18 protein-coding genes and 3 pseudogenes are annotated in these 22,950 nt (G+C 58.4%); 10 read left to right on the forward strand and 11 right to left on the reverse strand.

Going from position 1 to position 22,950, the window contains the following annotated elements:
- Window positions 1–37: 37 nt before the first annotated feature.
- Both O9X91_RS17865 and O9X91_RS17870 read left to right on the forward strand, forming a co-directional pair.
- Window positions 38–510 (forward strand): annotated as a pseudogene (locus tag O9X91_RS17865) (transposase family protein); the annotation flags it as partial.
- Window positions 476–2,401 (forward strand): annotated as a pseudogene (locus tag O9X91_RS17870) (efflux RND transporter permease subunit); the annotation flags it as partial. The pseudogenes O9X91_RS17865 and O9X91_RS17870, both read left to right, overlap by 35 nt.
- A 378-nt stretch (window positions 2,402–2,779) precedes the next feature.
- Here the strand turns inward: O9X91_RS17870 and O9X91_RS17875 are convergent.
- The 5 genes from O9X91_RS17875 to O9X91_RS17895 all read right to left on the reverse strand — a co-directional run bounded on the left by O9X91_RS17875 (window position 2,780) and on the right by O9X91_RS17895 (window position 7,637).
- The gene (locus O9X91_RS17875; protein ID WP_142913311.1) at window positions 2,780–3,961 is read right to left on the reverse strand and encodes a M20 aminoacylase family protein; all 1,182 of its coding nucleotides are present in this window, start codon (window positions 3,959–3,961) and stop codon (window positions 2,780–2,782) included.
- A 69-nt stretch (window positions 3,962–4,030) separates the two neighbouring features.
- On the reverse strand, window positions 4,031–4,807 hold the full coding sequence (locus tag O9X91_RS17880; RefSeq protein WP_162520532.1) for an amino acid ABC transporter ATP-binding protein: 777 nt from the start codon (window positions 4,805–4,807) through the stop codon (window positions 4,031–4,033).
- Window positions 4,807–5,730 carry an amino acid ABC transporter permease gene (locus O9X91_RS17885; RefSeq protein ID WP_137411816.1) on the reverse strand — a complete coding sequence of 308 codons (924 nt, stop codon included), beginning with the start codon at window positions 5,728–5,730 and terminating at the stop codon, window positions 4,807–4,809. The genes O9X91_RS17880 and O9X91_RS17885 overlap by 1 nt, the downstream gene beginning before the upstream one ends.
- Complete coding sequence (locus O9X91_RS17890) at window positions 5,727–6,617, reverse strand: ABC transporter substrate-binding protein (protein ID WP_077983170.1); 891 nt, start codon at window positions 6,615–6,617, stop codon at window positions 5,727–5,729. Before O9X91_RS17890 ends, O9X91_RS17885 begins: the two co-directional genes overlap by 4 nt.
- A 57-nt stretch (window positions 6,618–6,674) precedes the next feature.
- Window positions 6,675–7,637 (reverse strand): ABC transporter substrate-binding protein, encoded by a 963-nt coding sequence (locus O9X91_RS17895; protein WP_142913309.1) that lies wholly within the window; start codon window positions 7,635–7,637, stop codon window positions 6,675–6,677.
- Window positions 7,638–7,737: 100 nt separating this feature from the next.
- On the opposite strand from O9X91_RS17895, the gene O9X91_RS17900 reads away from it, so the two are divergent.
- Both O9X91_RS17900 and O9X91_RS17905 read left to right on the forward strand, forming a co-directional pair.
- Complete coding sequence (locus tag O9X91_RS17900) at window positions 7,738–9,063, forward strand: aminotransferase-like domain-containing protein (RefSeq protein WP_077983168.1); 1,326 nt, start codon at window positions 7,738–7,740, stop codon at window positions 9,061–9,063.
- A gap of 14 nt (window positions 9,064–9,077) precedes the next feature.
- A pseudogene (locus O9X91_RS17905) lies at window positions 9,078–9,243 on the forward strand (IS3 family transposase); the annotation flags it as partial.
- Window positions 9,244–9,327: 84 nt separating this feature from the next.
- On the opposite strand, the gene O9X91_RS17910 reads toward O9X91_RS17905, so the two are convergent.
- On the reverse strand, window positions 9,328–10,941 hold the full coding sequence (locus O9X91_RS17910) for a BCCT family transporter (RefSeq protein ID WP_142913325.1): 1,614 nt from the start codon (window positions 10,939–10,941) through the stop codon (window positions 9,328–9,330).
- 1,252 nt (window positions 10,942–12,193) lie between these two features.
- Between O9X91_RS17910 and O9X91_RS17915 the strand changes: the two genes are divergently transcribed.
- Both O9X91_RS17915 and O9X91_RS17920 read left to right on the forward strand, forming a co-directional pair.
- A complete protein-coding gene (locus tag O9X91_RS17915; protein WP_269834357.1) occupies window positions 12,194–12,412 on the forward strand; it encodes a hypothetical protein in 219 nt (72 codons plus the stop codon).
- Complete coding sequence (locus tag O9X91_RS17920) at window positions 12,409–13,782, forward strand: FAD-containing oxidoreductase (protein WP_142913307.1); 1,374 nt, start codon at window positions 12,409–12,411, stop codon at window positions 13,780–13,782. Before O9X91_RS17915 ends, O9X91_RS17920 begins: the two co-directional genes overlap by 4 nt.
- Before the next feature lie 80 nt (window positions 13,783–13,862).
- On the opposite strand, the gene O9X91_RS17925 is transcribed toward O9X91_RS17920, so the two are convergent.
- The 3 genes from O9X91_RS17925 to O9X91_RS17935 all read right to left on the reverse strand — a co-directional run bounded on the left by O9X91_RS17925 (window position 13,863) and on the right by O9X91_RS17935 (window position 15,689).
- A complete protein-coding gene (locus tag O9X91_RS17925; protein ID WP_137411836.1) occupies window positions 13,863–14,675 on the reverse strand; it encodes an alpha/beta fold hydrolase in 813 nt (270 codons plus the stop codon).
- 269 nt (window positions 14,676–14,944) lie between these two features.
- A complete protein-coding gene (locus O9X91_RS17930; RefSeq protein WP_077983164.1) occupies window positions 14,945–15,250 on the reverse strand; it encodes a hypothetical protein in 306 nt (101 codons plus the stop codon).
- Window positions 15,251–15,326: 76 nt separating this feature from the next.
- Entirely contained in the window at window positions 15,327–15,689 is a 363-nt protein-coding gene (locus O9X91_RS17935; protein ID WP_142913306.1) for a hypothetical protein, read from the reverse strand.
- A gap of 236 nt (window positions 15,690–15,925) precedes the next feature.
- On the opposite strand from O9X91_RS17935, the gene O9X91_RS17940 reads away from it, so the two are divergent.
- Window positions 15,926–17,614 carry a dihydroxyacetone kinase family protein gene (locus tag O9X91_RS17940; RefSeq protein WP_142913305.1) on the forward strand — a complete coding sequence of 563 codons (1,689 nt, stop codon included), beginning with the start codon at window positions 15,926–15,928 and terminating at the stop codon, window positions 17,612–17,614.
- Between the two features lie 55 nt (window positions 17,615–17,669).
- Here O9X91_RS17940 and O9X91_RS17945 read toward each other — a convergent pair whose 3' ends face one another.
- On the reverse strand, window positions 17,670–18,128 hold the full coding sequence (locus tag O9X91_RS17945) for an Lrp/AsnC family transcriptional regulator (protein WP_080794082.1): 459 nt from the start codon (window positions 18,126–18,128) through the stop codon (window positions 17,670–17,672).
- Between the two features lie 123 nt (window positions 18,129–18,251).
- Between O9X91_RS17945 and O9X91_RS17950 the strand changes: the two genes are divergently transcribed.
- The 3 genes from O9X91_RS17950 (at window position 18,252) to mctR (ending at window position 21,741) form a co-directional block, all read left to right on the forward strand.
- Window positions 18,252–19,535 (forward strand): cystathionine gamma-synthase family protein, encoded by a 1,284-nt coding sequence (locus O9X91_RS17950; protein WP_077983159.1) that lies wholly within the window; start codon window positions 18,252–18,254, stop codon window positions 19,533–19,535.
- Between the two features lie 179 nt (window positions 19,536–19,714).
- Window positions 19,715–21,112: a two-component system sensor histidine kinase MctS gene (gene mctS, locus O9X91_RS17955; protein WP_077983203.1), complete on the forward strand. Its 1,398-nt coding sequence runs from the start codon at window positions 19,715–19,717 to the stop codon at window positions 21,110–21,112.
- Entirely contained in the window at window positions 21,109–21,741 is a 633-nt protein-coding gene (gene mctR, locus O9X91_RS17960) for a two-component system response regulator MctR (RefSeq protein WP_077983158.1), read from the forward strand. The genes mctS and mctR overlap by 4 nt, the downstream gene beginning before the upstream one ends.
- 62 nt (window positions 21,742–21,803) lie before the next feature.
- Here mctR and O9X91_RS17965 read toward each other — a convergent pair whose 3' ends face one another.
- Window positions 21,804–22,916, reverse strand: a complete 1,113-nt coding sequence (locus O9X91_RS17965; RefSeq protein WP_077983157.1) for a TRAP transporter substrate-binding protein — start codon at window positions 22,914–22,916, stop codon at window positions 21,804–21,806.
- Between the last annotated feature and the right edge of the window lie 34 nt (window positions 22,917–22,950).

A 22,950-nucleotide genomic window follows, 5' to 3' on the forward strand; every position in this document is an offset into this window, starting at 1 on the left:
CTAGGATAAGTGGAGTTTCCGCCTGACTTCGGCTTAGATGCCGGGAACAGGAGATACCATGACGAGACGACCGCGCCGGAACCACAGCCCGGCTTTCAAGGCAAAAGTGGCGCTCGCCGCGATCCGAGGTGAGCAGACGCTGGTGGAATTATCCCACCAGTTCGACGTGCATGCCAACCAGATCAAACAGTGGAAAGACCAACTCCTTGAAGGCGCGACCGGCGTTTTCAGCGATGAAGCCAAGGCAGAACCGGCGGGTCCAACCGTCGACGTCAAAACGCTTCACGCCATGTGACAAACTGCGTTTGCACGGAGATCGGTAAGCTGACACTGGAGAACGATTTTTTAGCCGGAGCGCTCGGCAAGGCGGGATTGCTGGGCAGAAAGAAATGATCGACCGAACACACAAACTGTCGGTCGCACGTCAGGCCAAGGCTTCTCGGCTTCACCCGTGGCAGCATCTACTATTCACCGCGTCCGGTATTCGATCAACGCGCTGACGATGTTCGGCATGGTTCTCGCAATCGGCATCATTGTCGACGACGCCATCGTCGTCGTAGAAAATGTCGAGCGTCTGATGGCAACGGAAGGGCTTTCGCCTCTTGAAGCGACCCGCAAAGCGATGACGGAAATATCCGGCGCCGTCATAGGCATCACGCTTGTTCTGACGGCGGTTTTCCTACCGATGGGCATGGCTTCCGGTTCGGTTGGGGCAATCTACCGGCAGTTTACCGTGTCGATGGCCGTTTCGATTCTGTTCTCGGCCTTCCTTGCGCTCAGCCTCACGCCCGCGCTGTGCGCAACGTTGCTGAAGACGATCAGTCCCGATCACCATCAGAGAAAGGGATTCTTCGGCTGGTTCAACCGTGCTTTTGAACGCCTGACCGAGCGGTACGCCGGCTGGGTCGCCATCCTCCTGCGCAAGACCGGACGGACCATGGTGGTCTACCTCGCGATCATCGGCGCGGTCGCCTATGGGTATGCGACTGTGTCAACGGCCTTTGTGCCGGATGAAGATCAGGGCTCGTTCATGACATCCTACACTCTACCGGCGGATGCCACGGCGGAACGGACGCGCGCTGTCGTCGATCTGTTCGAAGAACACGTCAAGACCCGGTCGGATATTGCCAATAATCTGACGATTACGGGTTTCGGCTTTTCGGGCTCGGGACCAAACACCGCCATGTCCTTCACCACGCTCAAGGAGTGGGGCGAACGCAAGACAACCGTCGATGAAGAAGTAAATGCCGCGACGGTCGCGATGGCTACGGCAGAGGAGGGACAGGTTTTCAGCCTCAAGCCACCGGCAATCGATGAACTCGGCACGACATCGGGTTTTGCGTTGAGGTTGCAGGACCGTGCCAACCACGGGGCAGAGGCGCTTGCCAAGGCTGTCGCCCAGCTCACGCAGCTTGCGGCTGAGAGCAGGCTCGTTCGCGATGTACGCATGGATGGACTTCCCCGTGGTCCAAGCGTCACCTTGAACGTCGACCGGCAGAAAGCAAGCGCGCTCGGCGTGCCCTATTCAACCATCGCCGATGCGCTGAGCGGCGCGGTCGGCTCGACCTACGTCAATGATTTCCCACGCGATGGACGCCTGCAGCAGGTGATCGTGCAGGCAAAGGCCTCAAGCCGGATGCAGCTGGATGACGTTCTCAACCTCCACGTCCGCAACGATGCCGGCAAGATGGTCCGTCTCTCGGAAATCGTCACACCCGAATGGTCAACAATGCCGCTGCAATTTACCCGCTATAACGGGTATCCATCCAGCAGCATTTCTGGCTCCGCCGCACCAGGCGTCTCCAGCGGCAAGGCGATGCAGGAAATGGAGCGGCTCGCCGCGAAATTACCGAAAGGCTTTGCGGTTGAGTGGACCGGTCAATCGTTGCAGGAACGCCAGTCCGGTGCGCAGGCGCCGATTTTGATGGCCTTTTCATTCCTCATCGTTTTCCTGGTGCTCGCCGCGCTTTACGAAAGCTGGACCGTTCCGCTCTCCGTCATGATGGTCGTGCCGCTTGGCATCCTTGGGGCCGTCATCGCGGTTCATCTGCGCGGGTTGGAAAACGACGTGTTCTTCAAAGTCGGCCTCATCACACTCATCGGCCTGTCGGCGAAAAATGCGGTGCTGATCGTGGAGTTTGCGCGAAAGAGGCAGCAGGATGGACAATCCCTCAAGGACGCCGTCATCGAAGCCTCCCGACTTCGACTGCGGCCCATCGTCATGACCTCGCTCGCCTTTACGCTCGGCATCGTTCCGCTCGTTATCGCCAGGGGCGCAAGTTCCGAAACACAAAATGCGATCGGAACGGGTCTTTTCGGCGGGATGATTTCCGCAACCGTCCTTGCCGTTTTGTTCGTCCCTGTGTTTTACGTCATCGTGGCGTCGGTGAGACGACCCTGAAAAGAGGAGTTATGAGGGTGCGCAGGCGCCCTCATAATGACCTGGAGGGGATCCATCGCCGGACGAACCCTTCGTGTTATATCCTTTCAACCAGCGTCTCCTTGTTTGGGGAACAAGTGCAGGGCAACGGTTGAGTCATACCCAGCCGCTTGGCACGCCCGCAAGTCCGGCCTTCGAACCCGAACTCAGTAAAAAACTGACGGCGCCGCGAACGATTTCCTGCTCCGTCCGGTGCAAGCCTTCTCTTGGCACCTTTTCTCCAATCCCTGTGGTTTCAGCGCACCGGCCTCCAGGATCCATATCGCTCCAGACCATGCCAATCAGGGCGCTCCGCGAACAGGCGGGGTTGAGTGGTGGCGTGGGCTCGCCAAATGCAGATCACTGTTGCAGAAATCGCTCGGCTAAGCGCGCCCATAGGGCTGCTCCGACCGTGAGAGTTTCGTCGGCGAAGTCATATTTGGCGCTGTGCAGCATGGCGGAATTCATGCCGTTGCCAAGGCGCAGAAAGCTCCCGGGCTTCTTTTCGAGGAAATAGGAGAAGTCCTCGCTGCCGGGAATGAGCGGGCAGGTGGTGACCTTGTCGCTTCCAATCAGTTCCTCCGCCACGCACCGCGCAAAGGCGGTTTCGGCTTCCGAATTGGCAACGACTGGATAGCCGTGCTCATACTCGATATCGATGGCGGCGTCATAGGCTTCCGCCATGGACTGCGCGAGCTTGATGATGCGACGCTCCAGCAGATCGCGCACCTTGGGTTCGAAGCAGCGCACGCTGAGCGCCAGTTTCGCATATTCCGGAATGACGTTGACCGCCTCTCCCGCATGGATGGTACCGACGGTGACTACCGCCGTCTGGGTGGGGTCGATGTTGCGCGAAACGACGGTCTGGAGTGCAACGACGAGGTTACAGGCCACGACGATCGGATCGACCGTCAGATGTGGGCGGGACGCGTGGCCGCCCTTGCCCCTGACCGTGATCTTAACCGTGTCGGAAGACGCCATCATCGGTCCGGAGCGCGTCAAAATTGTGCCTTCCGGTGCGCCGGGATGATTGTGCAGACCGAAAATCGCGTCGATGGGGAAGCGCTCGAAAAGGCCGTCCGCAATCATTTTCTGCGCGCCGGAGGGTTTGCCGTTTTCTTCTGCGGGCTGGAAGATCAGGGTCACGGTGCCATCGAAGCGGCGCGTGCGTGCCAGATATTCGGCAGCGCCGAGCAGAACGGTCGTATGGCCATCATGGCCGCAGGCGTGCATCTTGCCGGGGGTCTTGCTGGCATAGGCAAGCCCGGTCTCTTCCATGATCGGCAGTGCATCCATATCGGCCCGAATGCCGATGCTCTTGCTCCCGCTGCCGTTTTTCAGGCGGGCGACGACGCCGTGACCGCCGACATTGCGGGTCACCTCAAAGCCCCAGGCTTCGAGTTTCTCCGCCACATAGCGAGCGGTTTCTACCTCTTCCTGTGAAAGCTCGGGATTGGCGTGCAGATATTGGCGCGTGGCCTTGAGTTCCGCCTCCATGGGCTCGAAATCGGAAACGCGGGCATATTGGTTGTCGTTTAGCATGGGTCCACCAGGGTCTTGAAAAGGACGCCAGCCGTTAAATGGCGTCAGGTTGGGGAGAAAACGTCTCGCTTACAGAAAGCGGGAGAGGAAAGCCTGTGTTCGCGGATGTCGCGGGTTGCCGATAACGTCCTCCGGCTTGCCCATCTCGACGATATTGCCGCCATCCATAAAGATGACCCGATCTGCCGCTTCTTTCGCAAAACCGATCTCGTGCGTCACGACGATCATGGTCAGGCCCTGGCTTGCAAGGTCGCGCATCGTGGCGAGAACTTCGCCGACGAGTTCCGGGTCGAGCGCGGAAGTCGGTTCATCGAACAGCATGAGCTTCGGTTTGATTGCCAGAGCTCGTGCAATCGCCACACGTTGCTGCTGCCCGCCGGAAAGCTGGCGCGGATAGCTGGATGCTTTTTCTGACAAGCCAACCCGTTCCAGCAGGCGCATGGCGTTTAGGGTTGCATTCTTGCGGCTTTCGCCATGGACGCCCACCGGCGCTTCGATGATGTTCTGCAGCACCGTCATATGCGGATAGAGATTGAACTGCTGGAACACCATGCCGATCTTGCGACGCTGGCGTGCGATGCTGTTGGAGGAGAGCTTCTCCAGCCGGTCGTTCTTCACCCGATAGCCGATCTGTTCACCATCGACGGCAATCGATCCCTTTTGGATTGTCTCCAGGTGGTTGATACAACGAAGGAAGGTGGATTTGCCTGAGCCGGACGGCCCGAGGATGACCACGACTTCGCCTGGCATCACGTCCAGATCGATACCCTTCAGAACCTCCAGATGATCGAACGACTTGTGGACGTTGCGGGCCTGCACGAGAGGCTTCTGGTCTGTAGCTGAGATCAATGACTAGCCTCCTCTTCCCGTGCTGGCTTTGTAACGCCGGTATTGCGGCGGTCGCTACGGCCGTAATAGGCCTCTATATAGTTCTGACCCACATTGAGGACAGATGTGATCAGCAGATACCAGATTACTGCCACGAGCAGCATCGGGATGATCTCGAAGGTCCGGTTGTAGATGGACTGAACCGAGTAAAGAAGATCGGCCATGGCAATGACGCTGACAAGCGATGTTGCCTTGATCATGCTGATCAGCTGGTTGCCGGTGGGCGGAACGATGGAACGCATGGCCTGAGGGATGATGATGCGCCAGAGTGCGCGTGCCTTGGTCATGCCGAAGGCTTCTGCCGTTTCCGCCTGCCCGCGATCGACTGAAAGAAGACCACCGCGAATGATTTCCGCCATATAGGCCGCTTCATTGAGGGCCAGACCAACGATTGCAGCGGTCATTGGCGTAATTACGGAATTGGTGTCCCAGCTTGCAAGCGTCGGCCCGAAGGGGATCGAGATGGAGAGCTGCGGAAAGAGGGTGGACATATTGTACCAGAAGATCAGCTGGACGAGCAGCGGCGTGCCGCGGAAGAACCAGATGAAGAGCGAAGCGAAAGAGTTCGCCAGACCGTCTTTCGACATTCTGGCAATCGCGATGATGAGGCCGAGAATGATGCCAAGGATCATGGCGATGACGGTTAGCCCGAGGCTGACATAGAGACCGCTGATGACGGTCGGATCGAAGAAATATTGAGCGACGACGGGCCAGCCGAAGTTCTCGTTGTTGGCGACGATCCAGCCGAAATTGGCGACGACGAGGACGATGACGACCCACAGCACAAGTCTTCCCGTACGAAACGGGGTATGGGCTGTCGCCACATCCCGCAGATCAGCGCCACCCGAAAGCGGCACTTTCATTTCAACAGAGCTCGTCATTTTGGCAACTGGCCCCCGAGATTGATGCCGGGCTGCGTGAGGATGTTATTCTCAAGACCCCACTTCTTCATGATGGCCGCATAGGTCCCGTTGTCCATCAGCACCTTGATGGCATCGAGAAGAACCGGGCCGAGTTCAGAGCCCTTGGGAACGACAGCGCCCTGATAGAGGTCATCGAAACCGTTCTTCTGTCCGACGCCCGTCAGTTCCAGCTGGCCATTGGCCTGGGATACGAAATAGGTCAACGGCGCCTGAGAGGAGAAGAAGGCGTCGGCGCGCTTGGAGCGAACCGCCAGAATGGAGCTTGGCTGGTCGGTGTAGGACTGAACCTCGATCGCGGCCTTGCCATCGGCCTTGCATTTTTCCGCCTGGGCCTGGATCACGCGCTCAGCCGAGCCGCCAGCCATGACGGCGATGCGCTGGCCGCAGGATGTGTCGAGCGAGACGATGTCCTTGGGATTGCCCTTCTGAACAGCGAAGACGACGAATTCCTGTACCCAGTCGACGAAGTCATTCGCTTCTTCGCGGCTCTTGAAATCGCCGACAGGACCAAATGCAAACTGGTACCGCCCGGAATTGACGCCTGCCAGAAGCGCTGGCAGGCCGCCGACGGTTGCATGCTCGATCTTGATGCCGAGCAGCTCGCCCAGCGCATCGGTCAGGTCGGCGCTTGCGCCTTCCATCTTGGTGCCGGTTACGATCTCATAGGGAGGAAAGGATCCATTGTTGACGGAGACCATCTTTCCTTCGGAGCGGATTTTTTCCGGAAGCCGGGCGCGAAGTTCCTCGTTCACGCTCTGCTTTGGAGCGGGCGCCGTCTCGGCAAGAGCCGGTCCAGCGAGAATGAGCCCGGCAAGGGCGACGGAAGCAATGAATTTCGTTTGCATTTTGGTATTCCCCTTCTTGTTTGCAACGGTTGAATTGCCAAGGTCTGTCTGTTGTCGTCAGTTGCCTGCGGCGTGCAGCGGAAACAGCTCCGCGGGCGTCAAAAGCCGCGGCAGAATGCCTTGAGCGTGAAGCTCATTAGCGAAATCGACGATCATGACTTCGTTTTTGTTAAAGCCGCTGGCACTCCAGTCCGGCGGCAGATCCGCAGCGCAACGGCGCAACTCGTCGATCATCCATGGCGTTGTGTCGGCGTATTTTTCGCGCTTGTCGAGCCACATGCGCTGGGAGGCGTCGATAAGCTCGCTGAGCTCATCCATGATCCATGGATTTTCGCGCACGATATGGGCCTTGAACCCGATAAGATGCATGCCCGGCACATAACCGACTTCGTTGAAATAGGCGACTTCAGAAGCCCGGTAATCCGTCAGAACCTGTCGGAAAGGGGAGTCCTGATCGAAGAAGCCCTTCGGCATGAAGGGGGTGAACACGGCGTCGAGCCCGCCATCCTTCAGCAGATCAACCATCGGGCGTTCGCCCGGCGCCGCCTCGATGCGGCCTGGACGACCGAAACCATCCAGACGGTCGGTGATGGGATGGGCTTCCGTCAGACGGCCAGCATACCACATGGCGTCTTCCACCCCCACGCCTTCGCGACGGCAGGCCGCGCGGGTCCATATATTGCCGGAATCGCGCCAGCCGGTCACGCCGATCTTCTTGCCCGCAAGATCGGCAAGCGTGCGGATCGGGCTATCCTTGGTGGTGATGATGCAGCGGTGACGGAAGCCGCGCATGATAAAGTTCGGCATACCGATAACGCTCTCATCGCCATCGTAACGCATCTGCGCGTAGCGGCTGAAGGAGGTTTCGGCAGCGTCGTGAGCCTCGTCTTCAGCGATGTTCGAAATGAGAGTGCTGACCCGATCGACCTCGATCTGGAGTTTTGGAGACGAGACATCTCCCAGAACGAGCGGTGTCATATAGTCCCAATCTCGAAGGGCAAGACGAAGTTTCAAGGGCATGATTTTTTACTCGTTTGTTTTTTTGATGCCTCGAGAGTAAATGTACACTTGAACTCGTACAAATGTTATTACGTTATTGAACATTTAAAGTGAGAAAAAATTGAGCGAGATTGTGAAAGCCCGCTGGCTTGCTGAAAAAATAACCAACAAAACCATTCGTGGCATTGCGCTGGAAACGAGTGCGCTCGTAAGAGCCGGATTGCTGCCGGTGGGAACGCGGTTACCCGCCATTCGCGATCTGGCTTATGAGCTTGGGGTTAGTCCGGCTACGATCTCCGAGGCTTGGAGCGAATTGCGCCAGCAGAAGATCGTCAGCGGTCGCGGGCGTAACGGAACCTGGGTCTGCGCGGAACGCTTCGTCGCAAAGCCGGAGCGGTTGGCGAGTGCCGGCCATTATGGCGCGAATGTTCTCGATCTTTCCATGGCGGTTCCTGATCGGACATTGCTGCCGCCGCTTGCAAAGGCCATGGTGCATGCAACGTCTGTCAGTGATCTGAACAGCTACGAGCGCAGCCGCATCGTGCCTGAGTTGAAAGATGCGCTTGCTGACGACTGGCCCTATGCCGCCGAAGCCTTTCTTGCCATCAATGGTGGATATAATGGCGTTTACACCACCATCCGCGCGCTCGTGCGTCCGGGCTCGGTGGTTGCCGTCGAGCACCCGACCGCTATGCGTCTTCTCGATATCCTCGAGGATCTGGGCGTGAAAATCGTTCCCGTGCTGTCCGATGAAGAAGGCCCTATGCCCACTGCGCTGAAACAGGCGATGACGGAGCGGCCCGCTGCGTTTCTTTTTCAGCCGCGCTTGCATTCGGTAACGGGACAGACCGTTACCCCAGAGCGAATGCAGGCGCTGGCCGATGTTCTGGCAGATAGCGACACTTTGATTATCGAAGATGATGGTATTGCTGATATCTCGGCTGCACAGCCGGTGTCGCTCGGCTCGCGCTTTCCAGACAGAACGGTGCGTATTGTGTCTTTTTCGAAGACATTAGGACCTGATCTGCGGCTTGCGGTTCTCTCAGGATCAAAAGCCATTGTCGAACAGATCCAATCCTACCGAGCGTTCAGCGCCGGTTGGACAAGCCGCGTCCTACAGGCTGCGGTGGCCTGGCTCATCCGAGACAAGGAAACCTCCGAAATCGTCGCGAACGCACGCGCCATTTATCAGAAACGACGCGATGCGTTGGCGCGCGAACTGCTTGAGCGTGGCGTTACCACCATGCCCGGCAGCGGCCTTTGCCTTTGGGTGCCGGTGGAATCGGAATCTTTCGCTCTGGTAACGCTTGCGGCACGAAATATTGCGGTCGTGCCAGGCAACAAGTTCTCCATCCTGCCAAGTTCCCATATCCGAGTTGCTACCAGCAAGCTGGATTCCGGACATGGGCAGGTTGCCGAGTCCATCGCGCTCGCGCACCAGAGATAAAGAGAGCGTCTTGTTCACTGAAAACAGAGAAAACGGTACGAATGCTGTCTACCGGACCAGAGACGATGCAAAGGCAGACGTGGTCGATTACATCGAGCGCTCTACAATCCGAAACGTCGCCACTCGACACCGGGCTATCTCAGCCCGATGGAATTTGAAAACAAGGTGGGACTAGCTTAATTTCGTGTCCGAAAAACCGGCAGCAGGTCACGAAGCTCGTGAATTCTTGCAGAGCAATGCTCGGCGTACTCGATCTCCAAATCTTTAGCGCGGTTCGTTTGCGAGTCCTTTCAGGATGGCGAAGCAGGCGAGCAAGAGGACGATGGTGAACGGAAAGCCTGTCGATACGGCCATTGCCTGAAGTGCTCCCAGTCCACCACCAAGCAGAAGGGCAATGGCGACGAGGCCCTCAAATGTCGCCCAGAAGACCCGTTGGGGAACCGGTGCGTCCACCTTGCCGCCGGCGGTGATGGTGTCGATGACGAGCGAGCCGGAATCAGACGAGGTGACGAAGAATACGATGACCAGTACGATGCCGATGAAGCTTGTGACTGCCTGCAGGGGCATGGCTTCCAGCATGGCGAACAATTTAAGCTCCAGGGGAGCATCGACCACGGCCTGGTAACCATCGTTCACGATCTGACTGATCGCCGTCCCACCGAACGCCGTCATCCAGAAGACCGATACCAGCGAGGGAATGATGAGCACGCAGATGAGGAACTCGCGTACCGTCCGCCCGCGCGAGATGCGTGCAATGAACATGCCGACAAAGGGCGACCAGGAGATCCACCAAGCCCAATAAAAAGCGGTCCAGCCCTGGCGGAAATTGTCGTCGGTCCGACCGAAGGGATTCGACAGTTCGGGCAGGTAGCGAATGTATTCGTAGAGGTTGGTGAAGAAGCCCGTAAAAATGGCCAGCGTCGGACCGACTGCCACGACAAAGGCCAGGAGCAGCGCGGCCAGGATCATGTTGATCTCCGAAAGGCGTTTGACGCCGGCATCGAGCCCAGCCACTACCGAGGTCAGGGCCACAGCGGTGATAACACCGATCAGGACGACCTTCGAGATGTCGTTGACCGGCATCCCAAACAGGTGATTCAGGCCGGCATTTGCCTGTTCCGCGCCGAAACCAAGGGAGGTGGCAAGGCCAAAAAGCGTGGCGAAGACAGCGAGCACATCGATCATGTGGCCCACCCAACCCCAGACACGCTCGCCGAAAATCGGATAGAAGATCGAGCGTATTGTGAGCGGTAGGCCCTTATTGTAGCAAAACAGCGCCAACGCCAACGCGACCACCGCATAGATCGCCCAAGGATGGAGGGCCCAATGGAAGATCGTCGCGGCCATGCCGATATGCCGGGCGGTCGCCGTGTCCCCTGCCGCGCCTCCGAGTGGCGCCCAACTCTCGGGACTTCCGGCATTCCCCGCGACGGCGGAGGAATAATGTGATATTGGCTCGGAGACGCCATAGAACATCAGGCCGATCCCCATACCGGCAGCAAAGAGCATCGCAAACCAGCCGGAATAGGAATAATCCGGCGAAGCATCGCGCCCGCCGATGCGGACCCTGCCGTAGGGCGAGACGATCAAGAATAGACAAAGAAGCAGGAAAACATTGCCGGCAGCCAGGAAGAACCAGTCGAAGGTCGCTGTCAGCCAGTCGCGCAGGGCGGAGAAGAGCGGTCCCACATACTGCTGGAGAGCGAGCGTCAGCAGGACGAAGCCAACGATGGTCAGACCCGAGATCAGGAAAACAGGGTTATGCACGTCGAGGCCGAACGGCCCGATCCGGGGTGTGATGTTGTCTTGTCCAACCATGTAAGTTGTATCGATCAGTTCGGTTGGACCTTCGGGAACGGGAATGCCGCTGTCGCTCATAGTGTTCTCCAATGATAACGAGTTTTCCGTCTGGGTGACACGAGCTGCGGACGGCAGCAAATCAGGACGGAGAAAATCCCCGTAGCTTCTTTGAAAGTTTGGAACATCTTGCCCGCATAATGCAGTATTGCTGACAGGAAGACGCGGCATGGATCATGCATCGACCAGATTTGGTCTATATGCGACCTCCATATCTTTCATGTTCCACCCTGAACCGTAATTGCGGAACGCGAAACAGCCGACCGGTTGCTTAAAAGCGTGTCTGCCTGGTCGTGTGCCCTGCTGCGAACGACCCCTTCCGGTCCGATCGCACAACTTCAGTTTGACCAGCTTCTTCGAGAGGCGGGGTTTGATGTGACAATTCTGCGGCCTGGCGAGAAAATAGAAGCGGCGCTATATGACGTTGGCGTCTATGTTCTCGCTGAAGAAGAGATGTCCGCCAGGGAACACCTTGGTCCGCGGTGGGCAGATTTGCACGGGCCGTTTCCCGCATCGATGGAAAGATTGTGGGACTATCTTCCGACCATATATGTTTCGCTCGGTTCCCCGTTTCTCCTTTACCATATGCCGGAATGCGAAACGTTCGTGAACGGTTATTCTCCGATTTTGCCGGTACAACGCGCAACCGTTGCGGCTTTAACCGGAAAAATTCCATTCTCCGGTCAGAGCCCGGTAGATCCTTCTTGCGGGGTCGCGCCGGGAGCGCCCTTATAGATCAGGTGATCGTGGCTAGACGCCGGAAACAACGCGGCGGGACTTGACTGGAAATGTCAGGCCCAAGCAAGCCTGTTCGATCAAGCGCAGGGAGGCGGGCAAAAAAATATCTCTGCTTTGATAAAATTATGTCGCCCTTTTGGGTGGCAGCGCGCGAAATGTTGCAATCGCCGTCGTAGATGGAACGTGGTATCCTGACGAGCCTGACCACTGAGCCAGTACTGAGACAGTACTGAGCCAGTACTGAGAAGGTGTGGAGGATTCGGGATGGAGGCACGCTTTCCCTTGAAATGACGCCCTCGCACGTTGCTGGCCGCCGCGGGGTTGTCACCATGTGTCTGCCGAGCATGCCAGCGGCACGTTCTTGATTTACTAAACTTTCAGAGGAACTTGAATGCTCGTTCTTTTCCCAGTTCCCTCAAGAATCGCCGTCGACCCGCCCACCAGGGCCACTCCCTTCACAATCGCCTGGGGCAGGTATCTTGGGTGGTTCGATATCTTCCGGAACGCTCTTTTCTTCACTGGATTGCTCCGGGCCGTGACGGGTTCTACCGGCCGCCCGATGACCGCCGCAACTGCAGGAATGGTGGCTCCGAGGCATTTCACGGGCGTCATCGGCGCTGTCACCGAAACCTTGGGCGGTGCGATCAGTCGCTTCTGGCTCGCTAAACGTTTCGGGCTTGAGCTCCCCGTGGCGCTGGTCGAAGACACCGTTATCATAGCGTTCGCGCTTCTCGTCGTGGTGGCCGTGTCATGAGAGAGTACGACGCAATCTTCATCGGGGCCGGACAGGCCGGGCCGTTTCTCGCCGCTCGTATGGCGGCGATGGGCCGCAAGGTGGTCCTGATCGAACGGAAGTATCTCGGCGGAACCTGCGTTAACGCCGGGTGCATGCCGACCAAGGCCTTGGTCGCCTGTGCCAAGACCGCCCAGATGGCGCGGCGTGCATCCGAATTCGGGGTCACTATTCCTGGTGAGCCGACGATGGATATGTCGGCCGTGGCGGCCCGCGCCAGGAAGGTGACCCTCGATGCGAGAAGCGGCCTGGCGTCCTGGTTCGATAGCCTCGAAACGATGGATGTGGTTTATGGCCAGGCCCAATTCGCCGGTGCGAAGGACGTTTATGTGAACGGTACACGCTACACGGCGCCGCAGATTTTCATCAACGTGGGCGCGCGACCACACATCCCCGATGTGCAGGGGTTGACCGACGTGCCGTATCTCACAAGCACTTCGATGATCGAACTCGCTGAATTGCCAAGACACCTGGTTGTCCTCGGCGGCAGTTATATCGGACTGGAATTTGCCCAGATGTATCGGCGCTTCGGCGCGGCGGTCACTGTCGTCGAGCGCGGACCGCACCTTGCGCCCCGGGAGGACAGAGATATCTCGGAAGCCATTGCGGATATCCTCAAAAGAGACGGCGTCAACGTTCTTCTCAGCCAGAAACTGTTGTCAGTCGCCATGGACGGCTCAGACGTCGTCGTGCGGTCCGATCAAGGCGAAGTCCGGGGCAGCCATGTATTGGTCGCCCTCGGGCGCCAGCCGAATACCGACGATCTCGGCCTCGATCTCGCGGGCGTAGAGACTGATCGTCATGGATTCATTCAGGTGGATGAGCGACTTCAGACGAATGTCGAAGGTATCTGGGCGCTTGGCGATTGCAACGGACGAGGCGCCTTCACGCATACCTCCTACAATGATTTCGAGATCGCCGCCGCGAACCTCCTCGACGGCGGCGATCGCAAATTGTCCGATCGCATCCTCGGTTATGGCCTCTACATTGATCCGCCTCTCGGGCGCGTGGGCATGACGGAGCGTCAGGCGAAGGAGGCCGGCCACCGGGTCAAGGTCTCGACCCGACCTATGAGCCGTGTCGGTCGAGCCGTCGAGAAAGGTGAAATACTCGGCCTCATGAAGCTCGTCGCCGACGCTGACACCGACCGGGTGCTCGGCGCCGCCTTTCTGGGGGTCGGGGGTGACGAAGCGATCTACGGGGTGCTGGAAGCCATGAACCTGGGGGCGACGACCGAAAAACTCCGCTGGGCGGTGCCTATCCATCCGACTGTCGGAGAACTGGTGCCGACACTGATTAACGACCTGAAGGTAACAATTTCAGCGATGTGACCGAGGGCTGAAGACTTATTCGGTGGCCTTTGTTCTGCGAAATTATACCGTTAAAGTGGCCTTGTTCGGTACTTTTACGGTCACCTGAAACTCCTCAAGACTGCGGCGACAATTGCTTCCGGGCAATCTTCCTGAACAAGGTGGCCGGTCTCGGGTAGCGAAATACAGTCTTTAGCGGAAATCAACGCCGCCAGACGCTCGCCCATGTGATGTGGAATCCATTCGTCATTCTTTCCCCAAAGTACGCTTACCGGGCAGTCCATTCGGGTATAAAGAGTTTCGACTTCATCTGTGAAACGCTGGTCCATTTGCGCGATTTGCCGGTAAAATGCAGGCTGCCCGACAGGACCAGTCCAAGGCGCGCTGTATATTTTCAGCGCCTCTTCCGACAATGGATTGCGCGCGGCGGATTGTAGGTAGGCGCGCAACACGGCACGATGCATGTAGGCTGGCATGTCGGAAAACGCCATTTCGTGCTGACGAACATGCTGCACAAAAGGGGACCCCCATGGGGCAAAAGCGACAGCATCGAAGATCGTTAAGGCGGAATAGCGCAACCCGTTGAGAAAGTAGGCACGAAGGACGGTTGCCCCGCCAAAGTCATGGGCCAGCATCTCTGGCCGTTCAATATTCCATTCTTTAAACAAGTTCTCCAGAACATTATTCTGTATTCCGAGCGAAACATCCTGTCCTTCGCGCATTTCAGACTGACCATAGCCAACCATATCGAAGTAATAGATGGTCCGATCATGGGCAAAATGCGGGATGATCTTACGCCAGACCTGAGAAGAAAAGGGTGTGCCGTGAACGGCGACCAGCGGCGGGCCGCTGCCGATCTTCCCCCACCGAACAGCATTGCCTTCGATTGTTGACGTATTCGGGAGTTCCAGCATGAAAAATCCTATCCTCTCTCGAACCGAGTGACGCGACGCCCTTGCCTTGATTTGGGAAAGCATCAGTTTGAGAGAACAAAATCACCAGTTCATAATTTTTAGGATAAGGATCAGTCCGCTTGAGCCGCCGGCGCCATCGCCCATTTTGGCGGAGCCAGATCGACGGGCCTGCGACGCCATGTCCCCATTCGGCAACAGTTCGATAGTCGCGGCGGATTGAGGCTGGAATGAACCGTTGGCTCGGGCAAGCACTGATCGAACCCGGACTTTCAGATCCCAGACCCATCAAGCTCCCGGTCGTCCTCGCCCTCCCAGGGAGCGGGCATCGTAAGACCATCGATATTGGCTGAAGGCATAGGCATCCAGCACTTCAATTCCGACTCCGAATATTCGATGATGCGCCCCGGCGAAGAGTCCGAAGCGCGCCAGCCCTCTGAGCCGTACTGGTCGCCCTTCGACCAATAGGCGAGGTCTACCTGGGACGGCCCTTGTTCGGACGACCGTATCGTGATGAGGATCCGATCTCCGGTTTTCGGCGCGCTCGCCATATGTCGCCATGGGTGTGGCTTGTCCATCGTCTCCCCCCGTAATACGCTCGGCCCTCAACGGCTTGCGGGCTGCGCCCGCACAAAAGAGCCGCCTTTCCGGATTTCAGGCTTCGACAGCTTCGCTGACATCATCCAGAAGAAAGTGCACGATCACATAGCGTGTCGTGTATTTATGACCGCTATCGGAGACGCTTTCGATGCTGCCGCCGTCGGCGGGGTGCCAGTTCTGGTAATGGGGGTTGTTGGCGATCAGCGTAATCGCTTTGCCTGACAATCTGCCGCCCAGCCGGTAGCGGGCCTCTGCGAGATGCCAGATATTCTCAAAATCCTGTTGGCTGATACGGGCTTTCAAGGCCTTTCTGGATATTGTTTTCCCGGGCGAACCATCGTCATGCGCCGCCGATGGAATATGTAGGTCAACTTCTTCTGCACCGTCCAGCAGAAAGGTGAATTCGTCTGGCCACATCCGTCTCACGTATCGCTCCTCCCAAAGCTTACCGTCCTACAGCGCCATCATGATAACGTCTCCGCCGCGAGAGGCAATGGCGGATATGCACCTGTGCTTGCCTCGCATACCCTCAATCGATGTTACCAGTTCCAATGCCCGGAACTTGAAATTGACCGGGAGATCGTGCTTGTTCACCTTCGGGAGGGCACGTTCGCGTCCCCGCCGGTCGACGAACTGCATCGAGGAGTAAAGGCATGAAGAAGCTCATCAACGATCCAGCCACCGTTGTGCGGGACATGCTTGAGGGCGTGGTGGCCCTCAGCCCCGCGACGGTCCTGCTTGCGGATGAGAATGTCGTCATCCGCTCTGGCCTTCCGGACCCGGAAAAGCGCAGGGTGGCGGTCCTGTCGGGCGGCGGCAGTGGCCATGAACCAGCTCATGCGGGTTATGTCGGCGCGGGTATGCTGACCGTTGCGGTGGCAGGCGATGTCTTCACTTCGCCGAGCACCGATGCGGTTCTTGCCGGCATCAGGGCTGCGGCCGGACCGGCCGGCGCTCTGGTTATCGTCAAGAACTATACGGGTGATCGACTGAACTTCGGATTGGCGGCCGAGCTGGCGCGGGCTGAAGGAATTCCGGTCGAGATAGTGGTCGTTGCCGATGACGTTGCGTTGAAGGATACAGTTCTCGACGATCGCCGCCGGGGTATTGCAGGTACAGTGCTTGTTCACAAGCTCGCTGGCGCGGCCGCGGAGCAGGGACTTTCCCTTCAAGAGGTGGCCCGCATCGCCCGGGAAGCCGCTGGAAACTTATCTTCCATGGGAATATCACTGGGCTCCTGCACGCTCCCTGCCGTTGGCAGGCCGGGCTTCGTCCTTGGCGACGCTGAAATCGAAGTCGGGCTCGGCATCCATGGAGAACAGGGCGTTCGGCGGATGCCCATCGCACCGGCGGACGAGCTCGTGAAGCTGGTGCTCGAAACGATCGAAGCCGATGGCAGGCTGAAGAGCGGCGACCGGGTTGCGCTTCTGGTCAACGGACTGGGATCGACGCCGCCAATGGAACTTGCGGTCGTGGCGCGATCCGCCGTCACACGTCTGGAGACAAAGCGCGTCGTGGTCGAAAGGGCATGGGCCGGCACGTTTCTCTCCGCCCTCGATATGCCCGGCTTTTCTCTGTCGGTCATGCAGGTGGACGACGCAATGCTCAATCTCATGGATGCGCCAACCGACGCCGGTGCATGGCCGCGCGGCGGTGTGGTGAACCGCAACCGCGTCTTGCCTTCGGCAGGCGTCAAGACGAGCGTGACCGCGCAAAGCAGCGTCACGGTCGCCGGTGAACGACTGCGTTCCGCCGCGGAGCGGGTCGCCGGTGCACTGATCGCTGCGGAGCCCAAACTGACGCAACTGGACAGTGTTACGGGCGACGGTGACCTTGGAACAAGCATGGTGCGCGGCGCCGAAGCAATACTGGCGCTGCCACGGCGGAGCTTCGCAGATATATCCGGCGGCTTGATGGAGATGGCAAATGCGATGCGGAAGGCAATCGGCGGAAGCTCGGGCCCCTTTTACGCCACGGGCCTGATGCGCGCTTCGCGCCATCTTGCAGGGATCGAAAAGCCGACGGCCCAACAGATGGCGGAAGCGTTCGTGGCGGCCGTTCTCGCGGTCTCAGAACTCGGCGGTGCGAAGCCGGGAGACCGTACGATGATAGATGCGCTTCACCCGGCGGCAGCAACGTTCCGGGATAAGCTCGCAGCCGGAGCGTCGGCCGACGACGCCTGGCGATCCGCTTTGGCGGCAGGTGTCGCAGGCGCCGAGGCGACGACGTCGATGAAGCCGCGGCTCGGGCGCGCGAGCTATCTTGGCGAGCGGGCTATGGGACATCCCGATGCGGGAGCGGTCGCCGTCAGCATCTGGCTTGAAGCAATCGGGAACGATTAGCGCCGATGGGCGGAAGGCTTGATGAGAAAGCGGATTGCCGCCGTGGCCATGACGTTCAGATGCGCCGCGCTTTAATCGTGTTCATGACGAAGCTGGTCTCGATGGTCTCGACGCATTTCAGCTTTGCAATCTTGTCCTTGATGAAACGCTCGTAGTCCTCCAGCCCACCGCACATGACCTTGAGCATGTAGTCCCTCGGACCCGTGACCAGATGACATTCGAGAACCTCGTCCCAGTCAAGAACGGCCGCCTCGAACATCCGGATTTCGTCATCGTGCTGGCGGCTGAGGCGGACGGACGCAAGGGCGGTCATGGTCCATCCCTCGATTGCCGGATCAATGATCGCGGAGTACCCTTTGATGGCGCCTATCTCTTCCAGGCGTCGAAGCCGCCGCAGGCACGCCGATGCTGACAGTCCAACCCGCTCGGCAAGTTCGTTGTTCGTGATCCGCGCATCGGCAGACAATTCCCTGAGTATCCGCCTGTCGATCGGGTCTGCAATTTTTTGCGACATAAATGACCGTTCTCCGCAATATATTGCTTTATGAGACAACTCGACGCTTCAGAATGCAAGGTATTTTGGTTTCACTGCGTGTAACCTGCAGGTAGTTCAACACCAGCTGAGGGATCATCGGAAATGACCGCGCCGCATCCGTCCAAAACCCACATCGGCAACCACGCCCTCCATCCTGAAACCCAGATGCTCAATTACGGTTATGATCCGGAATTGTCGGAGGGCGCCGTAAAGCCTCCCGTGTTCCTGACATCGACCTTCGTTTTCAAGTCGGCGGAAGACGGGCGTGACTTCTTCGACTACGTCTCCGGCCGCAAGGAGCCGCCCGAAGGCAGGGGCGCGGGCCTCGTCTATTCGCGCTTCAACCATCCAAACAGCGAGATTGTCGAGGATCGTCTTGCCGTTTATGAGCGAACGGAGAGCTGCGCGCTCTTTTCGTCCGGCATGTCCGCCATTTCGACGACGCTTTTCGCCTTCGTCCGGCCCGGTGATACTGTGCTCCACTCCCAACCGCTTTATGGCGGCACGGAGACGCTGCTGGCCAAGACCTTCCATAATTTCGGCGTCTCGGCAGTGGGTTTTGCCGATGGCGTCAGCGAGACTTCGGTGATGGCTGCCGCAGAAGAGGCGATGGCGAAAGGCAGGGTCTCCGTCATCCTCATCGAGACGCCGGCCAATCCGACAAACAGCGTTGTCGATGTCGCGATGATGAGCCGGGTCGCCGACGCGATCAGCGAGAGGCAGGGGCACAGGCCGATCATCGCTTGCGACAATACGCTCCTCGGCCCGGTGTTCCAGCGGCCCATCGAGCATGGCGCGGACATCTCGCTCTATTCGTTGACGAAGTATGTTGGCGGGCATTCCGATCTCATTGCCGGGGCGGCGCTCGGTCGGAAGAATGTCATGAAGCAGGTGAAGGCGTTGCGTGGAGCAATCGGCACGCAACTCGATCCGCACTCGTGCTGGATGCTCGGACGTTCCCTTGAGACGCTGCAGATCCGGATGGAGCGGGCGGACAGCAACGCCAGGGTCGTGGCGGAATTCCTGAATGCGCATCCCAAGGTCGAGAAAATCCACTACCTTCCGTTCAGCGATCCGGCATCTGCCGCTGGCAAGGTGTTTGCCGCTCAATGCTCCGGCGCGGGATCGACCTTCTCGTTCGACATCGCCGGCGGGCAGGCCGCCTCTTTCAAATTCCTCAATGCGCTCAACATATTCAAACTCGCGGTCAGCCTCGGCGGCACGGAGTCTCTCGCATCTCACCCCGCAACGATGACACATTCGGGAGTTCCTGCCGATATCCGCCAGCGCATCGGTGTGCTGGATTCCACGATCCGGCTGTCAATCGGCATCGAACATCCCGACGATCTTGTCGCCGACCTGACCCTTGCCCTGGATCAGGCCTGACGAAAACGGGAGCGCCGATTGCCGGGCGCTCTCCGGACTTGATTGAAAGCCGCTCTTCAGGAACAGGCCTTAATAGGTCACTCATGGTCGCGTCGCGCGGGTCGCTTTCCAATGTCTCTCATTTGCGGCATTAAGTTTTGTGAAGTAAAGAGCACAAGATGGATGTGTCGGGAGGGGGCATGAAACTCAGGAGCCAGATTCTCGCATTGGCCATCGGGCCACTTGTTCTTGCGATTATCGTCATTACCGCACTGATCACGTGGCAGTCTATGACGCTGGCGCGCACGAGCATCGATGCGTTCGAACGAAACATGCTCGCTGCAAAGGAGGCTGAACTCCTCAACCTCACCAATCTCGCCCTTTCGGCGATCCGCTCGGTCTATGACAGGGCAGGACCGGATGACGAGGCCGCGAAGGAAGAGGTCAAGCGCATCCTGACCGGTCTCGACTATGGCACTGACGGCTATTTCTTCGTCTATGACTATGACGGGCTGAACGTGGTCCATCCACGACAGAATTTCCGTCCGGGGAACAACTGGCTGGATCTCCACGATCCCGATGGCAACCGGGTGATCTACGATCTGATCGTCGAGGCGAAAAAGGGGGGAGGGCTGGTCCAGTACAAGTGGGAAAAACCCTCCACCAAAAAAATGGCCGACAAGCTTTCCTTTGCGGCCGGCCTCGACAAATGGCGCTGGATGATCGGTACCGGCGTTTACCTCGACGACGTTTTTGCGACAACGGCGGCGGCGAAGGAGGAGTTGCGGCATTCAATCACCTGGAACTTCCTGATCGTCGCCCTGTTTGCGGTTCCCGCCGTATTGCTGGTGTTCGCCACCTGCATGCTGCTCAATCTGCGCCAGCAGCGGCTGGCGGATGGCCGGCTCAAGGACTTGATGCAAAGGATCATCGATACGCAGGAGGAGGAGCGCCTTCGCATTGCCCGGGAACTGCATGACGGCATTTCCCAAAATCTCGTCGGCGTGCGTTTCGCGATCGATCTCGCGCGGCGCAAGGTTACACCGGATAATGTCGGGGCTGTCGAGGCGATCGGCAAAGGCGCCATTGCGTTGAACGAAGCGATCAAGGAAGTCCGCCGCATCTCGCACGATCTTCGCCCGCGTGTCCTCGACGATCTGGGGCTGACGGCAGCTCTGGAATCCCTGATCTCGAGTTTTTCCGAACGCACGGGAATTGCGGCGACGCTTGAATCCGTGGCCTTCAAGCATATGCTTGTCCCGGAGGCGCGGGTTGCGCTTTACCGTGTCGCACAGGAAGCGTTGACCAATATCGAGCGCCATGCCGGCGCGACGCAGGTCGCCATCCGGTTTTCCAGCCGCGATGAACGGGTCCAGATGGATGTCAGCGACAATGGTCGTGGATTTCCGGCCGTTCGGAAGGAGAACGGGATGCCGGCAAGCAAGGGGCTCGGTTTGAGAAACATGCAGGAACGCATGACGCATTTCGGCGGCAGGCTGGATGTCGAAAGCTCCGCCAGGGGAACCGTTCTGCGCGCGGTGCTGCCCATCACTGCCATGAAGGATCGCAATGACGGCTTACAGGAGGCCGCCGAGTGACCGTTCATCCCATCCGTGTGTTGTTGATCGACAACCATCCTCTGGTTCTGGACGGGTTGAGGGCCGTCCTTGAGACTTACGAGCATCTCGAAGTCGTTGGAACCGCGGTATCCGCCATGGCCGGTATCGATGCGGCTGTCGCCACGCGGCCCGATGTGGTGCTGATGGATATCAATATGCCGCAGATCAATGGCATCGATGCCCTGGAACTGTTCAAGGAAAAGCAGCTTTCCGCCCGGGTGCTGATGCTGTCGATGCATGACAGCCGGGAATATATATCGACATCGGTGATGTATGGTGCGGCCGGTTACATTCTGAAGGACGTGGCGACCGAAGAAATAGTCGCCGCAATCGAAACCGTGGCTGCCGGCGGCACCTATTTTTCCTCTGGCGTTCGCGATGTGCTAATGGAGGGGGCGTCCGGCAGGCTGAAGGCGCTGACGACACGCGAACAGGAAGTTCTGCTGCTGATCGCGCGCGGAAAGAGCAATCGTGACGCTGCGCTGGCGCTCGACATTGCCGAGCGCACGATGGAAACCCATCGCAAGAACATCAAGAGGAAACTGGATATAGCGACGACTGCCGGTCTCATCCGTTATGCGATCGATAACGGGCTTATCAAAGAATAGCCGCCAAAGGCCAGAGGCCCCGGAATGTCGCCATCCAGGGGCCTCGTAAAGTCTATGCCTGCTTATTTGCCGGCCGTCTGCATGGCATAGCCGTAGCTGTCATAGGTATATTCGGCGACGCGGAACCATTCGAAGCTCTCGTCGCGGAATTTCTTCCAGCCCGGATAGATCTTGGCCCATGCGGGATGCTTCTGGGTGTACTCGTCATAAAGCTCGAAGGTCGCCTTATAGGCGGCGTCGAGCACATCGCGGGGCAGCGGGCGAAGCTGCGTGCCCTTGGAAACCAGCGAGCGGATCGCATCCTTGTTCTTGACGTCGTACAGCGCCTGCATGTTGATGTTGGCGGCCTTGCAGGCGGTGTCGAGCGCTGCCTTGTATTCATCAGGCAGTGCTGCATACTGGTCCTTGTTGATGAAGAAGTGGATCGTCAGTCCACCCTCCCAGAACGCGGGATAATAGTAGTATGGCGCGATCTGGTAGAAGCCGAGCTTTTCGTCGTCATAGGGACCGACCCACTCCGCGGCATCAATGGTGCCCCGTTCCAGCGCCGGATAGATGTCGCCGCCCGGAAGCTGCTGCGGCACCGCGCCAAGCTTGGCGAGCACCTGTCCGGCGACGCCGGCAATACGCATCTTCAGGCCCTTGATATCCTCGAGGCTCTTGATCTCCTTGCGATACCAGCCGCCCATCTGGGCACCCGTCGCTCCACCGGGAATGCCGATGACGCCGTAGTCGGAAAGAAATTCGTTGTAAGCCTCGTTGCCGCCGCCATGGTAGAGCCATGCGTTCTGCTGGCGGGCGTTCAGGCCGAAGGGGATGGTCGAACCGATGGCGAATGTCGGATCTTTCCCCGTGAAATAGTAGCCGCAGGTATGGGAAATCTCGACGGTATTGGCTTTTACGGCGTCGATGGCCTGGGCTCCTGGAACGATTTCACCAGCCTGAAAGACCTGGATTTCGAACTTGCCGCCCGTAATGGCCTTCAATGCATTGGCCATGACCACGGCGCCGCCATAGATCGTGTCCAGATTGTTCGGGAAGCCGGACGTGAGACGCCAGCGAATAGTTGGCAATGACTGGGCTATGGCGGGTGTCGCAAGTGCCGAAGCAGCCGCAGCCGCTCCTGCAAGTACGCCGCCCGACAAGAGTTGTCTGCGACCTGGGTTGACCTTCATAGATTACCTCCTCCTATTGAATGTCAGCGATGTT

The sequence above is a fragment of the Agrobacterium salinitolerans genome (assembly GCF_027498475.1).
Classification (GTDB): Bacteria; Pseudomonadota; Alphaproteobacteria; order Rhizobiales; family Rhizobiaceae; genus Agrobacterium; species Agrobacterium salinitolerans.